Annotated in this window: 17 protein-coding genes; 13 read left to right on the plus strand and 4 right to left on the minus strand. The window is 38.0% G+C overall.

Annotated features, from left to right (window positions below):
* The first annotated feature begins 1 nt into the window (after nucleotide 1).
* The 4 genes from SJY45_RS18885 to SJY45_RS18900 are packed head-to-tail and all read left to right on the plus strand — an operon-like array spanning nucleotide 2 to nucleotide 3236.
* Nucleotides 2-1135 carry an FIST signal transduction protein gene (locus SJY45_RS18885; RefSeq protein ID WP_400072723.1) on the plus strand — a complete coding sequence of 378 codons (1134 nt, stop codon included), beginning with the start codon at nucleotides 2-4 and terminating at the stop codon, nucleotides 1133-1135.
* A complete protein-coding gene (locus SJY45_RS18890; RefSeq protein WP_400072725.1) occupies nucleotides 1135-2193 on the plus strand; it encodes an ATP-binding protein in 1059 nt (352 codons plus the stop codon). The genes SJY45_RS18885 and SJY45_RS18890 overlap by 1 nt, the downstream gene beginning before the upstream one ends.
* 4 nt (nucleotides 2194-2197) lie before the next feature.
* Entirely contained in the window at nucleotides 2198-2515 is a 318-nt protein-coding gene (locus SJY45_RS18895) for an Hpt domain-containing protein (RefSeq protein ID WP_215441831.1), read from the plus strand.
* Between the two features lie 4 nt (nucleotides 2516-2519).
* Nucleotides 2520-3236, plus strand: coding sequence for a LytTR family DNA-binding domain-containing protein (locus SJY45_RS18900; protein ID WP_215441832.1), 717 nt, complete (start codon nucleotides 2520-2522; stop codon nucleotides 3234-3236).
* A gap of 437 nt (nucleotides 3237-3673) precedes the next feature.
* Here the strand turns inward: SJY45_RS18900 and SJY45_RS18905 are convergent, their stop codons facing one another.
* On the minus strand, nucleotides 3674-5734 hold the full coding sequence (locus SJY45_RS18905) for a tetratricopeptide repeat protein (protein WP_400072727.1): 2061 nt from the start codon (nucleotides 5732-5734) through the stop codon (nucleotides 3674-3676).
* Between the two features lie 218 nt (nucleotides 5735-5952).
* Between SJY45_RS18905 and SJY45_RS18910 the strand changes: the two genes are divergently transcribed.
* The gene (locus SJY45_RS18910) at nucleotides 5953-6255 is read left to right on the plus strand and encodes an STAS domain-containing protein (protein ID WP_215441834.1); all 303 of its coding nucleotides are present in this window, start codon (nucleotides 5953-5955) and stop codon (nucleotides 6253-6255) included.
* A 65-nt stretch (nucleotides 6256-6320) separates the two neighbouring features.
* On the opposite strand, the gene SJY45_RS18915 is transcribed toward SJY45_RS18910, so the two are convergent.
* Genes SJY45_RS18915 through SJY45_RS18925 form a run of 3 tightly spaced genes read right to left on the minus strand, consistent with a single transcriptional unit; the run spans nucleotide 6321 to nucleotide 12159 of the window.
* Complete coding sequence (locus SJY45_RS18915; protein WP_400072729.1) at nucleotides 6321-7847, minus strand: cellulase family glycosylhydrolase; 1527 nt, start codon at nucleotides 7845-7847, stop codon at nucleotides 6321-6323.
* Nucleotides 7844-9076, minus strand: coding sequence for a hypothetical protein (locus tag SJY45_RS18920; protein ID WP_400072731.1), 1233 nt, complete (start codon nucleotides 9074-9076; stop codon nucleotides 7844-7846). The genes SJY45_RS18915 and SJY45_RS18920 overlap by 4 nt, the downstream gene beginning before the upstream one ends.
* On the minus strand, nucleotides 9073-12159 hold the full coding sequence (locus SJY45_RS18925) for a hypothetical protein (protein WP_400072732.1): 3087 nt from the start codon (nucleotides 12157-12159) through the stop codon (nucleotides 9073-9075). The genes SJY45_RS18920 and SJY45_RS18925 overlap by 4 nt, the downstream gene beginning before the upstream one ends.
* 535 nt (nucleotides 12160-12694) lie before the next feature.
* On the opposite strand from SJY45_RS18925, the gene SJY45_RS18930 reads away from it, so the two are divergent.
* The 8 genes from SJY45_RS18930 (at nucleotide 12695) to SJY45_RS18965 (ending at nucleotide 21194) form a co-directional block, all read left to right on the plus strand.
* Nucleotides 12695-13951 carry an oligosaccharide flippase family protein gene (locus SJY45_RS18930; RefSeq protein ID WP_400072734.1) on the plus strand — a complete coding sequence of 419 codons (1257 nt, stop codon included), beginning with the start codon at nucleotides 12695-12697 and terminating at the stop codon, nucleotides 13949-13951.
* Between the two features lie 56 nt (nucleotides 13952-14007).
* Nucleotides 14008-15246, plus strand: coding sequence for a glycosyltransferase (locus SJY45_RS18935; protein ID WP_400072736.1), 1239 nt, complete (start codon nucleotides 14008-14010; stop codon nucleotides 15244-15246).
* Nucleotides 15247-15282: 36 nt separating this feature from the next.
* Nucleotides 15283-16422 carry a response regulator gene (locus SJY45_RS18940; RefSeq protein WP_400072738.1) on the plus strand — a complete coding sequence of 380 codons (1140 nt, stop codon included), beginning with the start codon at nucleotides 15283-15285 and terminating at the stop codon, nucleotides 16420-16422.
* A gap of 159 nt (nucleotides 16423-16581) precedes the next feature.
* Nucleotides 16582-17145: a TetR/AcrR family transcriptional regulator gene (locus SJY45_RS18945; protein WP_400072740.1), complete on the plus strand. Its 564-nt coding sequence runs from the start codon at nucleotides 16582-16584 to the stop codon at nucleotides 17143-17145.
* A 61-nt stretch (nucleotides 17146-17206) separates the two neighbouring features.
* Entirely contained in the window at nucleotides 17207-17770 is a 564-nt protein-coding gene (locus SJY45_RS18950) for a carboxymuconolactone decarboxylase family protein (RefSeq protein WP_400072742.1), read from the plus strand.
* A gap of 153 nt (nucleotides 17771-17923) precedes the next feature.
* Nucleotides 17924-18232: an EthD family reductase gene (locus SJY45_RS18955; RefSeq protein WP_400072743.1), complete on the plus strand. Its 309-nt coding sequence runs from the start codon at nucleotides 17924-17926 to the stop codon at nucleotides 18230-18232.
* A gap of 79 nt (nucleotides 18233-18311) precedes the next feature.
* The gene (locus tag SJY45_RS18960; RefSeq protein WP_400072745.1) at nucleotides 18312-18956 is read left to right on the plus strand and encodes a DsbA family oxidoreductase; all 645 of its coding nucleotides are present in this window, start codon (nucleotides 18312-18314) and stop codon (nucleotides 18954-18956) included.
* 276 nt (nucleotides 18957-19232) lie between these two features.
* Nucleotides 19233-21194 (plus strand): DUF5060 domain-containing protein, encoded by a 1962-nt coding sequence (locus SJY45_RS18965; protein WP_400072747.1) that lies wholly within the window; start codon nucleotides 19233-19235, stop codon nucleotides 21192-21194.
* Nucleotides 21195-21212: the final 18 nt, after the last annotated feature.

The raw sequence follows: 21212 nt of genomic DNA on the forward strand, positions 1-21212 counted from the left end.
AATGAAGATCAAACAGGCCGTAAAGGAACCGGGGCAACCGTTCAAAATTGTATCAAAAGTAGAATCTACTTTAAAGGAACCTCTTGTTTTGGTCTTTGGAAATAGATACGCGTTGGAAGATGCCAAGCTTTATGATGAAGTAAGAAGTATATTTCCGGACGGACATATTGTGTTTGGTAGCACGGCTGGTGAAATCATAGGCGATTCCGTAAGGGAAAATACAGTCTCCTTGACCGCTATTGAATTTGAAAAATGCTCATATTCCATAAAAAGAAAGAACATATTGGAAATTGAAGATGATTTTAAATTAGGCGAAACTCTTCTTGAGGAATTTCCTAAGGAAGGTTTAAAACATATATTCTTGGTATCCGAAGGAAGTTCTGTTAACGGAAGTGCTTTAATCCAAGGTTTTGAGGGTGTTAGGATAGATAATATTGGGCTTTCGGGAGGTTTGTGCGGAGATGATGACCGTTTTGAAAGAACTCTTGCTTCCTACAATGAAAGCCCAAAGGAAGGCGAAATTATAGCTATCGGGTTTTATGGGGAGTCCCTAGAAATTACAAGCGCCAATTTTGGCGGGTGGACCCCTTTTGGTCCCGAACGGATTATTACAAAATCTAAGAACAACATACTTTATGAACTAGATGGTCAGCCGGCATTAGATCTCTATAAAAAATATCTGGGGGATAAAGCCAAAGAATTGCCAACATCGGCTTTGCTATATCCGCTTAATGTACGCATCAACGAAGATGAGGAACCTTTGGTTCGTACCATTCTTACCATTGATAATACGGCAAACACTATGACCTTGGCAGGAGACGTGCCTGAGGGAGCCCGTGTGCAATTAATGATGTCTACTGTAGATGATATAGCAGATGGGGCAAATACGGCCGCTCAATTTGCTATGAAAGACAGAAAAAATGAACCGGAACTGGCTATCTTAATAAGTTGCGTAGGAAGAAAATTGGTAATGGATCAGAGAACGGAAGAAGAGGTAGAGGAAGTAATATCCGTCATTGGTGATAATGCAGCGGTTACCGGATTCTATTCTTATGGAGAAATGGCGCCATTTGCTGGCCAAGATGCCTGTAAGTTACATAACCAAACTATGACATTAACCTTATTTAGCGAATAATGCACGCTCTACTTAAAAGACAGCTTAAGAAAAACCTACCGGCCCACCTTATTGAAAATGAGGAGATGCAGGAGTTTTTTGCTGCCGTAGAAAGGTCATATGAAAATTATGATGAAAAGCTAAGTATGATACAAAGGGCTACCGCCATAAGCTCAGAAGAATTGTTCGAAGCCAATAAGGAGTTAAGAAAAGAAGCGGAGAGACAGAAAAAAATATTAGCGTCATTGGAATTGGCAATGAACAGCTTAAGTTCAAATTTAGATGCGGGCGAGCAATTTCAGAATAATTCCAATCAACAGTTTGATGTAGAAAAACTGGCCAAACACATTAGCCATTTGGCCGAGGAGGTAACCAAAATTTCAGAAGAAAAAAAACTGCTTTTACAAGATTTAGAGACTAGGAACGAATCTCTTAATAATTACGTGCAAATGGTATCGCACGATTTAAAGTCGCCTATTCGCAATGTAAACGCCCTGTTGAGTTGGATTAAGGACGATAATGAAAATACCCTTACCCATGACAGTAAGGAAAATATAGAGTTGGCATCAAGTAATTTGATTAAAATGGACAATTTAATCAATGGTATTCTGGAACATGCCACAATAGGCATCAATATGGAATCCAAGATGAATGTTGATGTAAATATTCTTTTAAAAGAAATAGAAAGTTATGTGCCCTTGCCGGAAAATGTATCTATGGTTTATGGGGCTGGTTTTCCTGTAATTCATATTGAAAAACATTTGATAGAGCAGATTTTTGCTTATTTGATAACAAATGCAATCACAGCTACAAAACATCTGGAAAAGGGCTTGATTACCATAAGTTTTGAAGATGAAGATCAGTTTTGGAAATTCTCGGTAAAAGACAATGGAAAAGGAATACCCCAAAAGCACCAATCCTCTATTTTTGAAATGTTTAAAAAACTTGAAAACAATGACAGTGCCGCAGGTGTAGGCCTGGCATTGGCCAAGAAAATAGTAAAGTTGTACAACGGTTCCATAGAATTGGAATCAGAAGAGAATAAGGGAGCCAATTTTTCGTTTACGATTAAAAAATAATACTATGGAACAGCCCAACCTTAAATATATAAAGGAGTTATCGGGAGATGATATTGAGTTTGAAGAGAAATTTATTTCTATCTTAAAGGACGAATTTCCTTCGGAGAAGGCATCGTATCAAGAACACATAGTCAACAAAGAACTAGCTTTGGCCGCTGATGTTGTGCATAAACTGAAACATAAGTTCAATATTTTGAGCATGGAAGACGCGTATAGGTTTGCGGTTACATTTGAAGAACAGTTAAGAGCCGGAACAGCTGATATGGATTCGGATTTTTTAGTAATTTTAAACAAAATAGAAGATTTTCTAAAAACCATTTAATAGTATGACCTGTATTATCGTAGACGACGAAGCAACGGCACGCGCCATAGTGGAAAAGCATTGCTCTACCGTGGCAGATTTAAATGTCGTTGGTGAGTTTGATAATGCCATAGATGCTATTAAATTCTTAAATCAGCAAGATGTAGATGTGGTTTTTTTGGATATACACATGCCCGGTTTTAGTGGTGTAGATTTTGTTCAGACCTTAAAAAATTGTCCTAAAGTAGTATTGACCACATCAGATACGGAATTTGCCATAGCTGCTTATGAATATGAATCTATTGTAGATTATATGGTCAAGCCCCTAACGGCGGACCGGTTCAATAAGTCTATTCAGAAAATAAAAAATGCACTCGCCAAAAAAGAAACTCCTGTTACGGATATTAAGGCCAAAAGTAGTTCAGATACCGCTCAAGATTTATATATTAATATAGATAAAAGGCTTATAAAGCTTAAGTTTGATGAAATTTTGGTCGTTAAGGCCCAAGGCGATTATATTGATATTAACACAGAGGCAAAAGACTATCGCGTACATACTACGCTTAAAAAAATAAAGGATAAATTACCTGAGAAAACATTTCTACAAATACACAGGTCCTACATAATTAACTTTACGAAAATAATTGATATTGAAGACAACAGTGTCCTCATTAAAAAAATGGTAATTCCCATTAGTCGATCAAATCGTCCGGAACTCATGAGACGATTAAATTTGGTTTAGATTATTTCTACAGTTTTACACCGTTCACCTATAGGTTAAAGCAATTCATCGTAAGTGCTTTCCTATTTTTGAACATGAGGTGTAAATTTGTAATGAATATTTAAGCCATCTACACATGAAAGCAAATCTTTTATACATTTTAAGCTCAAAAGGAGCCGCTATACGTTTGATAGGTGTACTTGCTTCTGTTATTATAGGAATTGTTCTGGCTATTGTTAGCCTATGGAACTATTAAAACTTAGAACCGGTTGGTTCTAAGGATTACACTTTTCAATTCTAAATCTTCACGTAAGATTAAAAATCTATAATTAGGAGCTAGAGTTCCTAGAAAATATTCTCATTTTAATTTGGGTTCGTGAGAATACATTTTGTCTCAAGACAATCTTGCTTAGTTGACAGGTTGTCTTTTTTGGTTAGACCGATTTTTTTTGCAAATACTATTTTGCGATTTTCTTATAGAACAAAGGTTTTTTGGTCATTAGCCACTTTAATTTTAACCCAATTTCCGTAAACTCAAAACCAGCTGCCGTGGCCGAAGCAATATTGCTATACTTCCCGTAAATGTTGCCGGTAAAGCGTTTGGAAAATTTATGGGTTATACCAGCTTCAGCCCTAAAAATTACCGTATTGGGGTCTTCTTCCACTTGTTGCAAACCTGTAGCAGCACTCATCATATATTGGGTGTTCTTAGAAAAATCTCCTCTAAGGTCACCAAAAACCTCTACAGCTTGGTATTTTTCTGGACTAAAATATATAGTAGGTACTTGTTCCGCAAATGAGAGGTACTGATAATTAAGCCCAACTTTCAAGGCCGGTTTCTTCATCACGTTATAATATAATGAAGTAAATAAAAGGTTACGGGTATTATTGTCACTTTGGGTAGTGTGTATGGCCTGCGTGTACCAACCCAAATTAAAATTAGTACCTAGGTTATAGTTCAACCCAAAATGGTTCATGACAATTTCCCGTTCAATTAGGTCTGCATTAAAGCTTTGAATTTCTCGTTTATAACCTAATTCCAGGTTTTGCAGTTTAAAAGGCTGCAATAATAGTTTAGCATCTATTACGGGTTGGGAATAGGACTCAGAACCAAAACTGGATTTATTCAAACCTAATACCCCTTTAAATAATGTTTTAGGAAACAACTTGTAATCCAACCCTGCGGAAAGCACATGGGAGCTCGCCTTATTATCTGTAATGGAATTGGAGGTTGTTCTAAAGTTATAGGATAAGTTGGTACTTAATTTTGTAGATAACGGTACTGTTGCGGTGGTATTGGTTGAAAAAGCAACATTTTTACCATTATCAAAAGTATAGGCAAGGTGTTCTTCTAGAGTAGGGGTAAAGGATATGTTCAACTTATCTATAAATCCTAAAGCGTCTTTTTGGTCTTTGAAAACCTTTAAAGTTCCAAATGCAGCTTTGTAAGCTGGAATTATACGATCAGCAGCAAAAAGTGCATTGGCTTTACCTAGATTTCCATCAAAAGATGCACTGTCATTTTTTAAAATAGCATCGTAATTGGCGACACTCTTTTTTGGTGAGCCCGTATAAAGACCGTGCATAGCTTTTAAAGCATAAATCCAATTACGGTTCTTGTATTTGGTTTCTAATCCTTCTATTTCTGCTTTTGCCTTTACATATTTTTGGTTCCATATCAAGGCTTGAACATAACGGTCATACGTTTGCTCCTTTAACTTTTCATCATCAACTAACTCAACTTTTTGTTTGGCGGTCGTTGCTACAGTTAAAGCTTGTTTGTCATCTTCTGCTATATGTTCGGCAAGGGCAATTCCGTTTAGTGCGGTAATGGAATCTTTTTGAGAATTAGCTAAACGCCTGTAAGTTAATTTTGCCTTTTCGGTACTTTTTGTAATTAAATAAAGGTTGGCAAGGTTAAGTAACGCATCTTTATCCTCGGGGAAATCCACAAAAATTTCTTTTAAAAGCGTTTCTCCCTTTTTGTAATTCTGTTTATTCACATAAGCATTGGCGTAGCCTAACCTCATATACTTTCTTGAAGTTTTAGCACTTGGGTTATCTGGTTGTATTTCTAAAGCCTTTTCTACCCATTGTAAAGCTTTTTCATATTTTTGGAGGTTACTCAGTGTATTAGCATAGCCTAAGACAGCGCCAAAGTTTTCAGGGTACTCTTTTACGAGTTGGGCATACAAAGGTTCTGCTTCTTTAAATTTTTTAGCCCAAAGGAAAGATTCGTTATAGTTTATCTGTATTTCAAAATCTCCTGGATAATCTTCTAAAAGATTGGCGAACATTCCTGTAGATTTCTCAGGTTCTCCACTTAGACCAACTGCACGCCCATAACACAATAGAGCAGTTTTATTCGTTGGGTCATCTTTAAGGTAGTCTTTAAAAAAAGTTTCCGCTTGCTCAAAATCCCCTTTTTCCAACAGGGTAAATCCGGGTTGAAGCGGACTTTGTGCTATTCCATAGAGCGATAATAACAGGAAGAAGCAGAATAATTTAAATTTAAACATTAAAGTAGGGTTTTTACCACAAAGATATAACGCCCTTAAAACTGATTTATTGGTGTTCAGTGGATAAATGTTGAGAAAACCTTTTTCAGGGTTGGATACAATAAAAGTTTCTCATTTACAGTTATTTAAAGTCCATTAATAATGCTTTTAGGTCTATTAATACCTATTATGTTATGTATTGTACTACGAGCGAAAATTAACCTACAAAACTTTAAGATATGCCATTACAAATTACAGAAGCACGTGGAATATTCTGCATTCATGGAAACTTGAACAGTACTAATGCAACTATTCTTATTCGTCACATTGGTAGATATTTGGGGTCGGATAAGCAGATAGTGCTCAACTTGGAACGTTTAAAAGGGATGGATGCGAACGGAGCAAACGCATTGAGGCAGTTTTATGATTATGCCATAAATAAGAATAGGCAAATCACAATTTTAGGAAAGACCAATGAAAATGTGCTTTCATCTTTACAAAAGATAAATTCCACTTACATTCTTGGGGCTAATCAAGCCTAGTTTTCTTATATGTAAATTTTGTTTGATTGAAAAAGTCGTGGTTTGACTTCATAAAATCGACTCTTTTACGGTTGGTTGTTTATGAAAATATGGTAAACGGGCTTTTTCTCACCATTATCGTCTAATAGGCCAAAATGACGCTGGCGGACTTTTCGCCACGGTAACCTGCCAACAACCGAAGTGGGAATATTTCTGAAATCATAGAGTGTCCATATCATATGGGACAGGTTCTCTTTTTCTACCACGTTTTGAATCGTCTCCATATATTCTTTTTGCTTTTCGTCCGATCCAGTATAAGCGTTCCATATTCCGTCGTAGGAAGAATATCCATATTCTTGCAATAGCAAGGGCTTATCGGCTATTTTATTTTTTAAGGTCGTAAAGGCTTTTTCAAATTCTGGAGCTTCACGGTAATAGTGAAAAGAGACAATATCTAGCTTATCCTTTAAGTTTGTTGCCGCTTCTGGACTGGACCATCCTATGGTTATAGCATGTTTTGGGTCTATTTTGCGAATACGTTCCACAGTCTGTTCCAACCATGCCAATACCTGTTCTTTCCCTCTAGATTCAAAATCCAGATCGGGTTCGTTTTTAACGTCCCAGGCAATTATTGCTCTATGGTCTTTTAAAGCATCTACAACTTGCTCTACATGCCGGTTGGTCATTGTCCAATCATGAATACTGTAATTCCCATAGAAATCAAAAAGTGTAGGCATAATGTCCAATCCATTTTTCTCTGCTATATCTAAGGTTAGTTTTACCTTTTCTATTTTTTCTTGGTCTACATATTCTTTGCCGAAGGATTCGTAAGGAATAAAGATTCGTAAGCTGTTTACACCCATTTTGGCCATGAGTTTAAAATCATGCTCGATAATAGAGTCGTTGAATTTTTTACCGAACATATCCCATGGAGTATCCTGTGGATAATAATTAATACCCTTAAAATGGAAGTTGTCTAGATTCTGAACCTGAGATTCTACGGCTTTGGGCTCTTCTGGTAAAGAGGTTTCCACCAACTGCCGTATTCTCCAGAAACCGTCTTCCAACAAGAGCATTACTTTGTAATCCGATAATAGTTTTCGTTTGGTAACCAAGCTTTCGTTTTGATACACTTCTTCATAGGCTTCAACGTTTTTATCCGTGAAAACTACAAGCTTCCCGTCTGTACTATAAAATTCCAGTTTAGGGTGATGTTCTAGCGTAGTGGTCTTTAAGGTAACCTTGTTTTTAAGGTTGAGGTCCGTAATTTTAAATAGCTCGGTACGCATACTATCTGTATAATAATCGGCTATACCATAAGGCACATTGTTAGCATATGCTGCGTTGCGTACTTGCCAAGCACTCATGTAATCTCTCTCAATTTCCCCTAGTGTCTGTTCTTCCATGGGCCTGCCTTCGTTCATGGCAACTTCCCACTGCACTTTGGGCAAATAACTAGCGGAAATATCCTCATGCAAATGAAGCATAGAGGTACGGTCCGCACCCGTATTCAAATACGTCCACGCGCTACTGATGCCGAAAAGAATTAAACCGTTAAGGGCTAAAAACGTTACCAGCAGAAAAATGCGATATAAAGTTCTGTTTATTTTCATTTTAGTTCTACTGATTTTGTTTTTGTAATTCCGGCCGTTTTTATCTGTAACTCATAATTTCCCGGAGGAAAGAAATCCGGTGACAGCTCAAATTTTCCTTCACCCTGTATTGATGTGGTCCTTAGTACATCCAATACTTTTCCATCCGAATTTTTGACCGTTAAGGACATTGGCATTCCATCCGGTACCAATTGATTCATGAAACTTTTTAGCGGCCCGATAATCAGGGTTCTGTAATTGTCCAAGAAGCGGATGTCGTAATCGGTCACCGAAGCCTTAAAGGCAATTGTTACGGGTTTGCTCCTTGCTGCACCGGTAACAAAAGCTTCAACGGACCAAGTAGCTTTATGTTCAGGATGCAACAATCTTGCTTCCGCCTTTCCGTTCAGGGTCGTACCCTGAGCTTTAAGTTTTGCTCCTTTATCGTCCGTAATGATAAAGGAAACCAAAGTACCTTCACTGGCAACATTACCAAAGGTGTCCCTGATAATATCGGTTCTGAAAGTAATGACTTGGTTACCATCTGCATATTCATGGTTTCGCTCATAGAAAATAGTAAAGTTTACCGGATTTGCAGGATAGATAATGGTTGTAAATTCTTTGGAGTCCGTTTCATTACATGCTGCGGAAATGAGCATACGACCGGATTGCTCTGGTGACCGTACCTTGGTCCATGCCATGAGGTTTTTAGAACGTAAGACTTTTTCTGATTGACTGTTTTGAAACTGGACTTTACTTAAAATGGCGGTACTATCGTTTAGTGGATTGTCATATAAATCTGTGGCCACCATAACGAACATGGAGTAATCTTCAGGACCTGCCGTAAGGCTCCTTGGGCCTAGATAAGATTCTAAAAATGTGCCTCTTTTGGTGTTCACCTGAATGTTTAACTTCCCGCTCATTTTCTCTTGGGAATTGGAAATTAATGACCAATAGCAAATACCTGATTTTTCATAGAAATTTTTAGGAACTTCAAATTCTAGTGTTCCATCAGTATACGAAGCGTTTAGAAGGGTAGTGCCCACAGCATTTCTAAAGACCAAATGCGGACTAACTTTTTCCGAAGCTTTAAATTTTAGGGAAAAAGGTTCTCCGGCGATAAAATTTTCTTTGTTTGTGAGCAGTTGAAAATGTGCATCTACATCTTTTTTTACTTCTTCCGGTTCTTTTGAACACCCTAGAAATAGCATGACAACCAAAATACCAATATGTAGAAGATGCGTTCTCATTTGGGATTACCTATGTAACTGTTCAACTCAAATTTTAAATAGTCAAAACCATTTCCAGAGTATGGTTGGAGTTGGTCTTCCGCATGCGATGTATCTCTATCGGGAAAAAGTTTTTTACTGATTTCCGAGTTGGGACTTCCGTTTACGAAACAATTCTCTAGGCTGCTGTTTATAAGTTTTATATCCGTTAAACAAGCGGGTTCATACTCAAAATAGCGCTTTCTTTGAATACGTACTCCATCGGTCAAAAACTCGTGTTCCACCCACAAAAGGTCTTTGTTTTCACCATAATAGGAAATTAAAAGTTGAGGGATGGTCACTTCCTGTATTCCCGAATTAAATAGCGTCCCACTTATTTTATCGCCTTCAAAAACCAACTCCTGTAGGCTTACCTGTTTGTATAGGTCTGTATTGGCAACATTACCTGCACATTGTAAATTGAATTTAGTTGGTTGCTCTTCAAACGTCATAGGGGTAAACTGGTCAGGATTGAATGTAGGGGGCAAAGTATCCTTTGTAGAAGACCATGCGATACCCTCAAAATCTATCCTGAACGTAGTAGTTTCTTTAGGCATTAACTTATGTTTGGCTACGTCCTTGGCGTTGTACGTAGCCAATTCTTTGTTCAGGTCATTGTATAAAGTTCCTTTTATAACCACATCTGCAGGTACATGGTCTACATTTTGCAATTCGCCTATAATGCTATAACTCCCTTGGTACTGCACTAGTTTGGCTTTGAGCACCTCAAGAACCGGTTGTTTCAATACATCTTCATGATGCGTTTGCTGGGTAGTTATTTTTCTCCTACCATGATTAAAGAAGGTAGTGTTGATAGAAGTAAACAATTGGTCCGGAGGCAAATCATTATCCAACGAAGAGGGTTCTATATACCACTTACCCTTCTTTTTTATAAGACTGTGGTAATAATCTTTGTTTATACTTTCCAAAGGGGTAATCCATCGTGTGGCCGCTTTTACTCGTGCACTGGTATCGTTTTCCTGTAAAAATTCAATACCCAATGAATCCAGTTTGGCATAAGAGCTAAGAATACCATCTGTGACGGAAACCTCTAGCATGTACTGCGCAATGGTTTTTCCGCTATCGGGATTCAGAAATGAATGTGCTTTGTTAAACTCTTTAAAATCCAAAGCATCATAATAGGCTTCCACTACATTGGTAGGAGCTATTTGGTCTACATTTTTGATATAGAATAGGTAAATACCGTACCCAAGCACAATCAATAGTATAAAGGCCCAAATATGATTTATAACCACTAGTTTCTTAGGAAAATTTTTGTGCTCAATGGCATACTTCATAAATTCTCCTTGCGGTAAAGCTTTTGCCTTTAACGCTCTGATCCATATCCATTGAATATTGATTACAAATGCAATCAGTACGGTTAAAATAGGAATGATGCCCCACATAACCTTTAACGCCACGTGCACATCTTCCTTGGGCATAATGGTAGGAAAGGGCGGGACGTTCAGCTTTTCCCAGACCATAATACCGTTCTCCAACTGTTGCAGTCGTTGCCATCCACAGAAATAGAGAATGGGATCATAGAATTTATCGTTGGAAAATATGTATTTCAGGTTGTATTTTTCGGGTACGGTCAAAAATTGCTGTAATGAACCAATACCTTCTACACCCCTAAATTTTGAATTTTCAAGACGTTCAATAGCTCTTGTGGTCAACTCGGGTAAACGCCGTGCAGAATGGTAATTTCCGTCTACGGTCATAGCTCTGGTCTGCGCCGATAACCACGCCATTTGATCACCGAATCCTAAGGGTAGATAGCGCCAATGGTCATGTGAATCCTGACTCAGGAAATTAACAATAGGCTGCATCTTTATTTTCTGGGGTTGCGATGGTCTAAAATAACCCAAGCTCATAGTGAAAATAACCATGAACAAGATACCGCCCATAATGACGCCACCAAGAATACGGTGATATACGCGTCCCCAATTTTCTTGAATTCGGTCTTTTAGGTCTCCTTCAACCATACGGTAGGCAAACTCCCCAAAAAGGGGCAATGCCATTATGGTAGCCCAGAGTGTAAAGCGATCCAACGTCAAAATATTAAAAGCAGTTTCACCCAACAGTATTAGTGGAAGAGGTGTTGTACCTCCAGTTCCCAAGAGCGTAAGTGCGGAAAAAGATAAACCAAAAAAGATGTATCGCCTACTATAATACCTATAGAATAGAAAAGGGAGGATAAAGGTTAAAATCCCCCAAGGGATAACGAAAAACACGAGTCCGGATGAAGTAACCTCAAGAAAATTATCGCGAGATCCATGTGGTATAGGTACTTGAGTAATCGGGTTTTTCTTTGAATTTATCCAGTAGGGCAGGATACAAGTAACGATAAGTACTAAAGAGGAAAATCCAAAAATAACTATTCTCCAAAAGCACTTTTTAAATTGCTTGAAAAAGACCCAAAAACGAACTTCCTTAAAACTATTTACCTGATCTCTGGCAGAATCCATTACAGCCATCCCCAGAAGTGGGAATATGAAAAAAACCATGCCGAATATTGGGGTAACATGATGAGAAGTTACGGTTACCGCAATTAACGACAGACTGGTGGCTATGTATCTGGATTTTCCGGTTTTTACCCATAGATATATCTCTGGCAAGGAGTGCAGAAGTACCGATAAACCAACGATACTGGGCAACTGACCAAAAGTATGAAGGGTTTCCACAAACGTAGAAGAAAATACGGCTAGAAGCGCTGTGTACCCGGCAATTTTTCTGTCTCCGGTCATGAGAAGCCCAAACCTATAGGCGCCGGTAATAAAAAGGATAATGCCAACCAATGCTACGCTGAACATTCCAAATTTGAGTCCGCCAATATAAGATAAGATTCCAATAGACTGATGTACGAGTGGAGGATAGGCCTGTACTGTAAAACCTGTATACCAACGGTAATCCCAAGGTTCAAACCAACTATTGGCGTAATGGTCCGCAAAAAATAGATGTATCAAAGCGTCATAGGTAGTCTCAAGGGTAAAGAAGATACTAGACCCGTGAAAAGCGATACCTATGACCAGTGCTAAGATTAATAAAACATTGGTGCGTTGCATTCCTGAATAATTGTCAGAAAATATAACATTATAATGCTATTAATATTGTATTTCGTCGATGGTATTGCTTGTCTATTGCTTTAAGCCATTCATCTACGGTTAAGTGTAGATGGACTTTTATAGGTCTGAATTAAGGTAGTTTGACTGAAATTTGTTTTAAAAAAGCGGCCTATCTAAAGCCATTAAAGAACTGTTTTAGTTTCCAATTATTGATTTTAAAGGGTTCTATTACAGACGTTAGAAGGCATCCTAGGAATAAATCATTAATACTCTAATGAAATATGAAGGTTCTGCTTTTGCATGTACATTTTATCGATAAAATGCCGATTAGTTCTATGAAATGCTACATTTTATCGATTATAAGTTTAATCCTACAATAATCTTATAAAATTCCGTTTAGGTATCAAGCTTATATTTTGAACAAAATCTTGCTGCTACATATTTGAATCCCAGATAGCTATATATTTTAAAAACTAAAATGTTCAAGAAAGCACATAATAAAAGAAAAACAGCATAAACTAAGACCATACCAAATATGACTGCCATTAAGTTAATGTTTAAGAAAGTTTCTCAGGAACAATTGTTCATGGGAAGCGTGCTTTTGGTCAATGGGGGAAACTACTTGTATAACCTTTTATTAGGTAGGTTATTAGGACCAGCGGCATTTTCGGAAGCGGCACTCCTTGTCACCTTATTATTGGTACTATCCTTTATGGGAATGACCTTTCAACTGGCTACGGCAAAATTCGCGGTTATATTCTCTGGTAAGGAATGGGATATTTTCAAAAACATAACCTATCGTCAAGCTAGTGTAGTTGGTCTCATCATTGGAGTACTCATTCTTATTTTTTCTAAACAATTACAAGCACTTTTCAATACGGAAAGTCATTGGATGTTTATCATATTTGGTCTGGGTATACCTATTTACTTTTTTATGAGTGTAAATAGAGGAGCATACCAGGGCAGACAGGAATTTGGAAAACTGTCGATCACCTACCAGACGGAGATGTGGAGTAGGTTGGTGCTTACGATGCTTTTACTTTTTCTATTGGATATAGAACCGGGAACATTGGTGGCATTGGGCATTTTCCTTTCTTTTCTTTTTGGACTTTTTCCATCCGATAGCACATCAATATCCTTTAGGGAAACTAGAAAGCTTGATGGAGAAAACACAAAACGGGTTTCTCAGTTTATTTGGTTGACTGCCTGTTATGAGTTCACGCAAATCATAATCAATAATAGCGATGTGCTTTTGGTAAAGCATTACTTTGAACCTATGGAAGCCGGTCTTTACGCTTCACTGGCCTTAATTGGAAGGGTGGTGTATTTTGTAGCATGGATGTTCGTCATGTTATTGCTTCCGGTAGTGGTGCAAAAACAAAAAGATGGCGAGCCAACAGCTCCCGTTTTATTTAAATATGTATCCTACATCGGGCTACTTTCAGCAGGCATTGTTGTAGTATGTTATTTGTTCCCTGAATTGATAATATCATTAATGTTCGGCGATTCCTATATAGCCATGTCCAGTTTATTATGGCAATATGCTTTGGCAACATCGCTCTTTGCCATCTCCAATATTTTCGCTTATTATTTTTTATCGTTGGATCATTATGTGCCGGTTATATTATCCGGTGTATTGGGTCTTTCGCAAATTGTGTTAGTGGTATTGTATCATGACACTTTAGAAAGTGTGGTGTATATGCAATTAATAGCCATGAGTATATTATTGGTAGTCCAGTTGATGTATTTTTCGAATAAAGAAATAAGAAAGAAAAGTATATCCGAAAGTTGAAAAAATTAAAATCCAGAAATATAATTAAATAGTCCCAAATCTATCAAACCTATAGTATGAAACTAGCCATTGTAACTGCATATCCGCCCAGTAAGGTAACCTTAACGGAGTACGGATATTATCTTGTAAAGCATTTTAGATTACAAGAAGAAGTAACTGAAATCATTTTAATGACGGATAAGACCGAAGCTCCAAAGGATCTTTCTTTTGAAGGGGAAGGTTGTAAGATAACCGTTTCGGAATGCTGGGAGTTCAATAGCTATTCTAATTTACTTACAGTAAACAAAGCTATTAAAACCCATAAGCCAGATGCCGTACTTTATAATTTACAGTTCCTGAAATTCGGTGATAAAAAAATACCTGCAGCTTTAGGATTAATGTTGCCTTATGCAACCAAATTTAAAGGAATTCCTACCATATCATTATTGCATAATATTTTAGAGCAGGTAGATTTGGATAGTGCCGGTTTTACCAAAAGCAAAATATTACAGAGCATATATGGTTTTATAGGTACGACCTTGACCAAGTTTGTTCTTGCATCGGATATTTTAGCCGTGACCATAAGCAAATACGTAACCATCCTTGAGAAGAAATATAAAGCAAAAAATATAGCATTAATTCCTCACGGCTCTTTTGAAACTCCACCAGAACCGGATTTTAATCTTCCAGCTGGACCAAAACAGGTAATGGCTTTCGGGAAGTTCGGGACCTACAAAAAGGTTGAGGTACTTATTGAGGCAATAGAGGTAATTCGTAATAGGAGCAATGAAGATATAGAAATTGTAATTGCCGGAACGGATAGTCCTAATACACCAGGCTACCTTAAGAAGATGGAAGAAATATACAGCCATGTACCGCAAATACGATTTACAGGCTATGTAGCCGAAGAGGACGTGCCCGTTATTTTTGGAGAAAGTGCGGTAGTGGTCTTCCCGTATACCTCTACCACAGGTAGTTCGGGTGTATTGCACCAAGCCGGAAGCTACGGAAAAGCAGTTGCCCTTCCTGATTTGGGAGACTTAAGCGTGCTAGTTAAAGAAGAAGGGTATAGGGGCGAGTTCTTTTTACCCGAGGACAAAAATTCATTAGCGGACGCCATAGAAAAAATACTCACGGATGATGCCTATAGAGCGGAGTTGGCCAAAACCAATTATGCGGCTGCATGTTCATTGCCTATGAGTACCATTACCCAGATGTATCTGGATTATTTTAAGGCTATTCAGGTTCAAAAATCCAAAGGGCAGATTATAGACGTTAACGCCATTGGACTAACCCACGAAAAAGTAAAAGCATAAAAAATAGGTTCCCACTTCTTAATAAAATATACCACCATGAAAATATTAACCATAGACGACCAGCAATTGATTTTGCTTTCAGTTGAAAAGAGATTACTAGAATTAGGTTATGAGGTTAAAACGGCCAGTTCTGGAGAACAGGGCATAGAAGTATTTGATAGTTTTCAGCCAGATTTGGTCTTGGTAGATATAAATATGCCAGGTATGTCCGGTCTTAAAGTAGTTGAGCATATACGGGTCGATAAGAAATCCGAAACACCTATTCTGGTTATGTCAGGTAATACCGATGAAAAAATCATTGTAGATGGTTTTGATTTAGGAATTAACGACTACATGAAAAAGCCCGTGAGCCTAGACGAAATGGCGGCACGTATAAAACGAATTATCGGAGCACCTGATATTCAGAAAGAAACGGTAGCGAGTGATAATGCGCGTATGCTTCAAAAGAATTGCGTGGGTGTAATAATTCCTTGCTATAATGAAGAAGACCGTTTGTCCGGTCCTGAATTTAAGGAATTTGCACACAAGAATTTGGGCTACCATTTATGCTTTGTAAATGATGGAAGTACAGACAGAACTTTAGAAGTACTGCATGAACTACGCAAAGGGCATGAATCCAATATAAGCGTTTATGATTGTGAAAAGAACGGTGGTAAGGCGGAAGCGGTACGACAGGGAATTTTGCACATGATAAAAGATGAGCAGTTAGATTATCTAGGATATTTAGATGCCGATCTTTCAACTGATTTTAGAGATTTTGATGATTTAGTAAAAACCATTGAAAACTCGGAGTTTAAAATTGTAAGTGGTTCCAGAATCAGTAGAATGGGGGCGAACATCACCAAAGAGTCGGCTCGTAAAATTATAAGCATGACCATCAATATGATCATACAGACTATTCTTGGTATGCCGTTTAAGGACACCCAATGTGGGGCCAAAATAATGGACCGTGAGATAGCTTCTACCATGTTCAACAAAAAATTTATTACCAAATGGCTTTTTGATGTGGAGATTTTTATGCGCATGAGAAAACACTATGGTAAAGAAGAAGCAAAACGCGTTATTTGTGAGCAACCATTAAAACGATGGATTCATGCAGACGGTTCTAAACTTTCTATGAAGGATTCAGTTAAAATTGTTGGCCAACTCGCCAAGATTGCTGTATCGTACAGATAATTCAATATATTCCTTAATTAGTTGACAGTTCAAAATTTTAATTCATGGGGCTATGAATTAAAGGTTTGAGCTGTTTTTTTATGCCCTAAAGCTAAAGTATTCTTAATTTTTTGTTCGTTTCAAAGCAAGTGCTTAGTTTTGTATTGTAGTTTAGAAATAATGGCTAGAAGAAAGCAATATAACGAAGATGAAGTAATTGAAAAGGCCACAGCTCTTTTTTGGAGAAATGGTTATGAGGCTACTACGGTTCGTATGCTTGAAAAGGAAATGGGGATTAACCAATTTTCTATTTATTCTAGCTTTGGGAATAAGCAAGGGGTTTTTGTTGAAAGCATTAATGCCTACCGAAAGCGTGTACGCGTCATAACGGATAAACTTTCTAAGTCTAATAATGGTAAGGAAGGTATTAAGCAATATTTTTATGATTTCTTGGAGTTTGCAAAAGAAGATGGGAAAAATAAGGGATGTTTGGTAACCAATACCGTAAATGAAATTAACGCAGATGCAGACCCAGTAATTATGGAGCAGTTAATAGAATTTGCCAATAGCATCAAGCAACTATTTGTAGATAATCTTTTGCAAGAGGAAGGAAAAACTCAAGAAGAAGCTATTAGGCAGTCAAATTATTTAATGAATAGTTTGTTGGGTTTGTCAGTTTCATCAAAAGTTTTCGACCAAAACCAAATCAATGATACGATTGAAATAACGTTTTTGAATATTTAAAAATTTTTTAACCATAAACTAAGCGTTTGCTTAGAAATATAAATAAATTAAAATTAGAACTATGAGTACATTAACGATTCACACTTTAGAAACCGCACCGGAAGATAGCAAGCCACTATTGGAAAAATCAATAAAGGCGTATGGTAATATACCTAATCTACATGGCGTATTGGCCTCGGCACCTGGTCTTTTGGAAGCATACCAATCTATACACGAGCTTTTTGTAAACTCTTCATTTGATAATGATGAACTTACAGTAGTATGGCAAACCATTAACGTGGAGCACGAATGTCATTATTGTGTACCGGCACATACCGCAATCGCAAAAATGATGAAGGTAGATGATGCTATTACGGAAGCGCTAAGAAACGGAACTCAATTGCCATCCGAAAAGTTACAGGTACTTCATGAGACTACCCTTAAAATTGTTCGCAATAGAGGGTATATTGACCCTAAAGATGTTAAAACATTTTATGCAGCGGGTTATGAGGAAAGACAATTGTTGGAAATCATTTTGGGACTTTCTCAAAAAGTAATTAGTAACTATGTGAACCACATTGCAGAAACTCCGGTTGACGCTGCGTTCGAGAAATTTGCTTGGAAAAAGGAAAACGAAGTTGCCTAATGTTGTAAGCTAATGAAGCTTGATGGCAACATATAAACCTTCCGTTTTATGCGGGAGGTTTATTTTTTCATTTATAAATAAGGATTGAACACACAATGCTTGTCAATTTTTTCGCATAGATGGCCTATTCATGAATTTTTAAAAAAAAGTACTATGATAAAGTTAACCGTATTGTACCCGAACAGTGAAGATTTAGAGTTCGATAAAGAATATTACACAACAAAACACAGTCAATTATTGGAAGACTTAATGGGGGATGCCATTAAGGGGTCGGATATTAATTTTGGACTAACCGGAGCAACCCCTGCGGATCAAGCCCCATACGCGGTTATTGCGAATTTACTTTTTGATTCGTTAGAATCCTTCCAAGAATCGTTCGGTTCCAATGCAGAAAAGATTTTAAGCGATTTACCTAATTTTACAAATGCTAAACCTCAAGTTCAAATTAGTAAGGTTGTATAGGCAAAATCGTCTTAGATAGAGAGTTTGCCAAACGAGATTGGCAAATTATTTATTGGTTAAAAATGATATGATATAAATTATGGCAGATAAGATAAAGATAGATTTGGTTTCGGATGTGGTTTGTCCTTGGTGTGTAATTGGTTACAAGCGTTTAGAACGTGCTATTTCCGAGTTGGGTGTTGAGGATAGGATCGAATTGGAGTGGCAGCCTTTTGAACTAAACCCGAATATGCCTGCAGAAGGACAAAATGTTCAAGAACATATTGCCGAAAAATATGGTTCATCTCTTGAGGAACAAAAATTGTCTCAGGAACGTATGACGGAATTTGGTGAAGATTTAGGTTTTACATTCGATTATTTTGATGAAATGAGAATGGCCAATACCCGAGATGCACATGTTCTGTTGGAATACGCTCATGAAAAAGGAAAGCAGACCGAACTTAAGATGCGTTTGGTTTCCGCATTTTTTAGCGAAAGAAAGAATGTGTCCGATAGAGAAGTTCTAGCTCAAGAATTGAAAGCCGTTGGCTTAAATGTGGAAGAAGCAATGTCCCGTTTAGATGATGATACCGCCCGTTACGAGGTAGCTTCCAAGGAACAGTATTGGCAGGGGCTTGGCGTATCTTCCGTACCCACTTTTGTTTTTGATAAAAAGAGCGCACTTACAGGAGCACAACCCGTAGAAACGTTTAAGAAGGTACTTGCAGACCTTATAGAAAAATAGACCCGAACGTGGTACGCAAAATTGTGAGTTACTCATAAACGAATGCCTGTTTGGTATGAAAGCCATAAACTAATTTTAGTTTATGGCTTTTTTTAGTGAGCTATTTAAAGAAATAGGGTTGGAGAAATGAATTTCTTATTCTATTTTCGGACTTGCGGTAAAATATGCTGTACCGTCTTTAGGCGGATCAATGGGCAATAAAATGCCTTTTGAATATAAGATTCCCTAGAGTGTTCGGTTCAAAAACCAATCTTCTTAATTAATTAACCTATGTCAATGAAAATACATTCACTCTCCAGAACACGTTTTTTAGTATCAAAGTGCATCACTATGTTGGCACTGCCCGTATTTTTTATAGTATCAAGCTGTAATGTGTCCAAAACCGGTACGGACAATTCAAGAAGCGAGTCAGAACCGGTAGTCACAGAAGTATCAACTGTAGACTCTCATACCGCCCAAACCATCAACACTACAATATCTAGTGAAATTTACCGGCAATGGCACACGGTAGAAATAGATTTTGAAGGTCCTGAAACTTCGGAGGATGCAGAAGACAATCCGTTTTTAAATTATCGTCTAGAGGTGGTTTTTACAAATGCACAGACCAGCTATAAAATTAGAGGGTTTTATGCGGCAGATGGGAATGCTTCGGAGACTAGCGCAAAAAAAGGCAATATTTGGAGGGTACGTTTTTCACCGGATTTGCTGGGAGATTGGAGCTATTCCGCAAAATTGTACCACAAAGACAGCATCGCCATTCAGGAAAACGTGTCAGAAGCAAAAGAGGTGTCTATTTCAAATGCCAAAGGCAGTTTTAAAGTAATTGAATCCGATAAAGAAGGGGTGGATTTCAGGGCAAATGGAAGGCTTGTGGTCTCCAAGGGCTATTACAAATTTAAAAATACGGATACTTATTGGTTAAAAGTGGGGGCCAACAGTCCAGAAAATTTGCTGGGTTATGTAGATTTTGATGGTACGTATAGGATAGCTTCTTCTAACGATGAAGGGGAGGCGAGCACTACAGATGAAATACATTCCTATCCATCTCACATAACTGACTGGAAAGCTGGAGACCCAACGTGGAAGGATGGTAAAGGAAAAGCTTTGATCGGGGCTTTAAATTACCTTGCAGATACAGGAATGAATACCGTTTATTTTTTGACCATGAATATTCTTGGTGATGGAAAAGACGTATGGCCATATACAAAACCGGAGGAGCTTAGCCGTTTTGATGTGAGCAAACTGGAGCAATGGGAAATTGTTTTTCGCCATATGCAATCAAAGGGGTTGATGCTTCACGTTGTATTACAAGAAACAGAGAATGAAACGCTATTGGATAATGGAGAAACCGGGCCTATGCGAAAGCTTTATTTAAGCGAGTTGATAGCCCGTTTTGGCCACCATTTGGGCCTTACTTGGAACTTGGGAGAAGAAAATGGACCTGCGGAATGGTCACCTTTGGGCCAGAACGATGCGCAAAGAAAAGCTATGGCCAAATTTATTAAGGAGACAGACCCTTACAATCATCCGCTATTGTTACATACGCATGCTCATGCCCCTTTGAGAAGCGAAATTCTAGACTCTATTGTGGGCTATAAATATGTAGATGGGCTCTCATTACAGCAAGACGAAAGAAAGCATGCTGCTAATGTTGTTGAAGAATGGAGGACGAAATCTAAGGAAACGGGTCATGAGTGGATGATTACCATGGATGAGATAGGGAAATGGTTTCAGGGTGCTGTTTTGGATAGTGAAGATCCAACCCATGAAACTTTACGAAAATACGTGCTTTGGGGAAGTTTACTTTCTGGTGGAGCCGGAGTGGAGTGGTACTTTGGAGCCAAGCATCCGCACAACGATCTTACTTCAGAAGATTGGCGCCAGCGGGATAGACTTTGGAAAATATCAAACCACGCACGTTTGTTCTTTCAAGAAAACCTACCGTATTGGAACATGCAGCCACAACATGATTTGGTAAATATAGATGAGGCGTATTGTTTCAGGGAAAAAGGTAAGGTCTATGCGGCATTCCTTCCCCAAGTAAAAGAGGCTACGATCAACCTTTCAGAGGAATCAGGAGAGTTTGAGGTGCTCTGGTTTGACCCTTTAAATGGAGGAGAACTTCAAAAAGGCTCTATCCCGATCGTTGCCGGAGGTGCTGTTAGAGCTCTCGGAAACCCGCCGGCTACATCCGGGTTAGCACATGAAGACTGGGTGGCTCTTTTAAAGAAGATGTAACCGTCGTCCGGTCAATCT

It is taken from the genome of Zobellia russellii (assembly GCF_044597075.1).
GTDB classification, from domain to species: Bacteria; Bacteroidota; Bacteroidia; order Flavobacteriales; family Flavobacteriaceae; genus Zobellia; species Zobellia russellii.

Bases quoted from the DNA above. Each gene is read 5' to 3' on its own strand.
- SJY45_RS18960 (WP_400072745.1), top strand. From the start codon at position 18,312: ATGGCAGATAAGATAAAGATAGATTTGGTTTCGGATGTGGTTTGTCCT.
- SJY45_RS18965 (WP_400072747.1), top strand. From the start codon at position 19,233: ATGAAAATACATTCACTCTCCAGAACACGTTTTTTAGTATCAAAGTGC.
- SJY45_RS18955 (WP_400072743.1), top strand. From the start codon at position 17,924: ATGATAAAGTTAACCGTATTGTACCCGAACAGTGAAGATTTAGAGTTC.
- SJY45_RS18900 (WP_215441832.1), top strand. From the start codon at position 2,520: ATGACCTGTATTATCGTAGACGACGAAGCAACGGCACGCGCCATAGTG.
- SJY45_RS18930 (WP_400072734.1), top strand. From the start codon at position 12,695: ATGACTGCCATTAAGTTAATGTTTAAGAAAGTTTCTCAGGAACAATTG.
- SJY45_RS18885 (WP_400072723.1), top strand. From the start codon at position 2: ATGAAGATCAAACAGGCCGTAAAGGAACCGGGGCAACCGTTCAAAATT.
- SJY45_RS18915 (WP_400072729.1), bottom strand. From the start codon at position 7,847: ATGAAAATAAACAGAACTTTATATCGCATTTTTCTGCTGGTAACGTTT.
- SJY45_RS18935 (WP_400072736.1), top strand. From the start codon at position 14,008: ATGAAACTAGCCATTGTAACTGCATATCCGCCCAGTAAGGTAACCTTA.
- SJY45_RS18895 (WP_215441831.1), top strand. From the start codon at position 2,198: ATGGAACAGCCCAACCTTAAATATATAAAGGAGTTATCGGGAGATGAT.
- SJY45_RS18910 (WP_215441834.1), top strand. From the start codon at position 5,953: ATGCCATTACAAATTACAGAAGCACGTGGAATATTCTGCATTCATGGA.
- SJY45_RS18945 (WP_400072740.1), top strand. From the start codon at position 16,582: ATGGCTAGAAGAAAGCAATATAACGAAGATGAAGTAATTGAAAAGGCC.
- SJY45_RS18950 (WP_400072742.1), top strand. From the start codon at position 17,207: ATGAGTACATTAACGATTCACACTTTAGAAACCGCACCGGAAGATAGC.
- SJY45_RS18905 (WP_400072727.1), bottom strand. From the start codon at position 5,734: ATGTTTAAATTTAAATTATTCTGCTTCTTCCTGTTATTATCGCTCTAT.
- SJY45_RS18940 (WP_400072738.1), top strand. From the start codon at position 15,283: ATGAAAATATTAACCATAGACGACCAGCAATTGATTTTGCTTTCAGTT.
- SJY45_RS18925 (WP_400072732.1), bottom strand. From the start codon at position 12,159: ATGCAACGCACCAATGTTTTATTAATCTTAGCACTGGTCATAGGTATC.
- SJY45_RS18920 (WP_400072731.1), bottom strand. From the start codon at position 9,076: ATGAGAACGCATCTTCTACATATTGGTATTTTGGTTGTCATGCTATTT.
- SJY45_RS18890 (WP_400072725.1), top strand. From the start codon at position 1,135: ATGCACGCTCTACTTAAAAGACAGCTTAAGAAAAACCTACCGGCCCAC.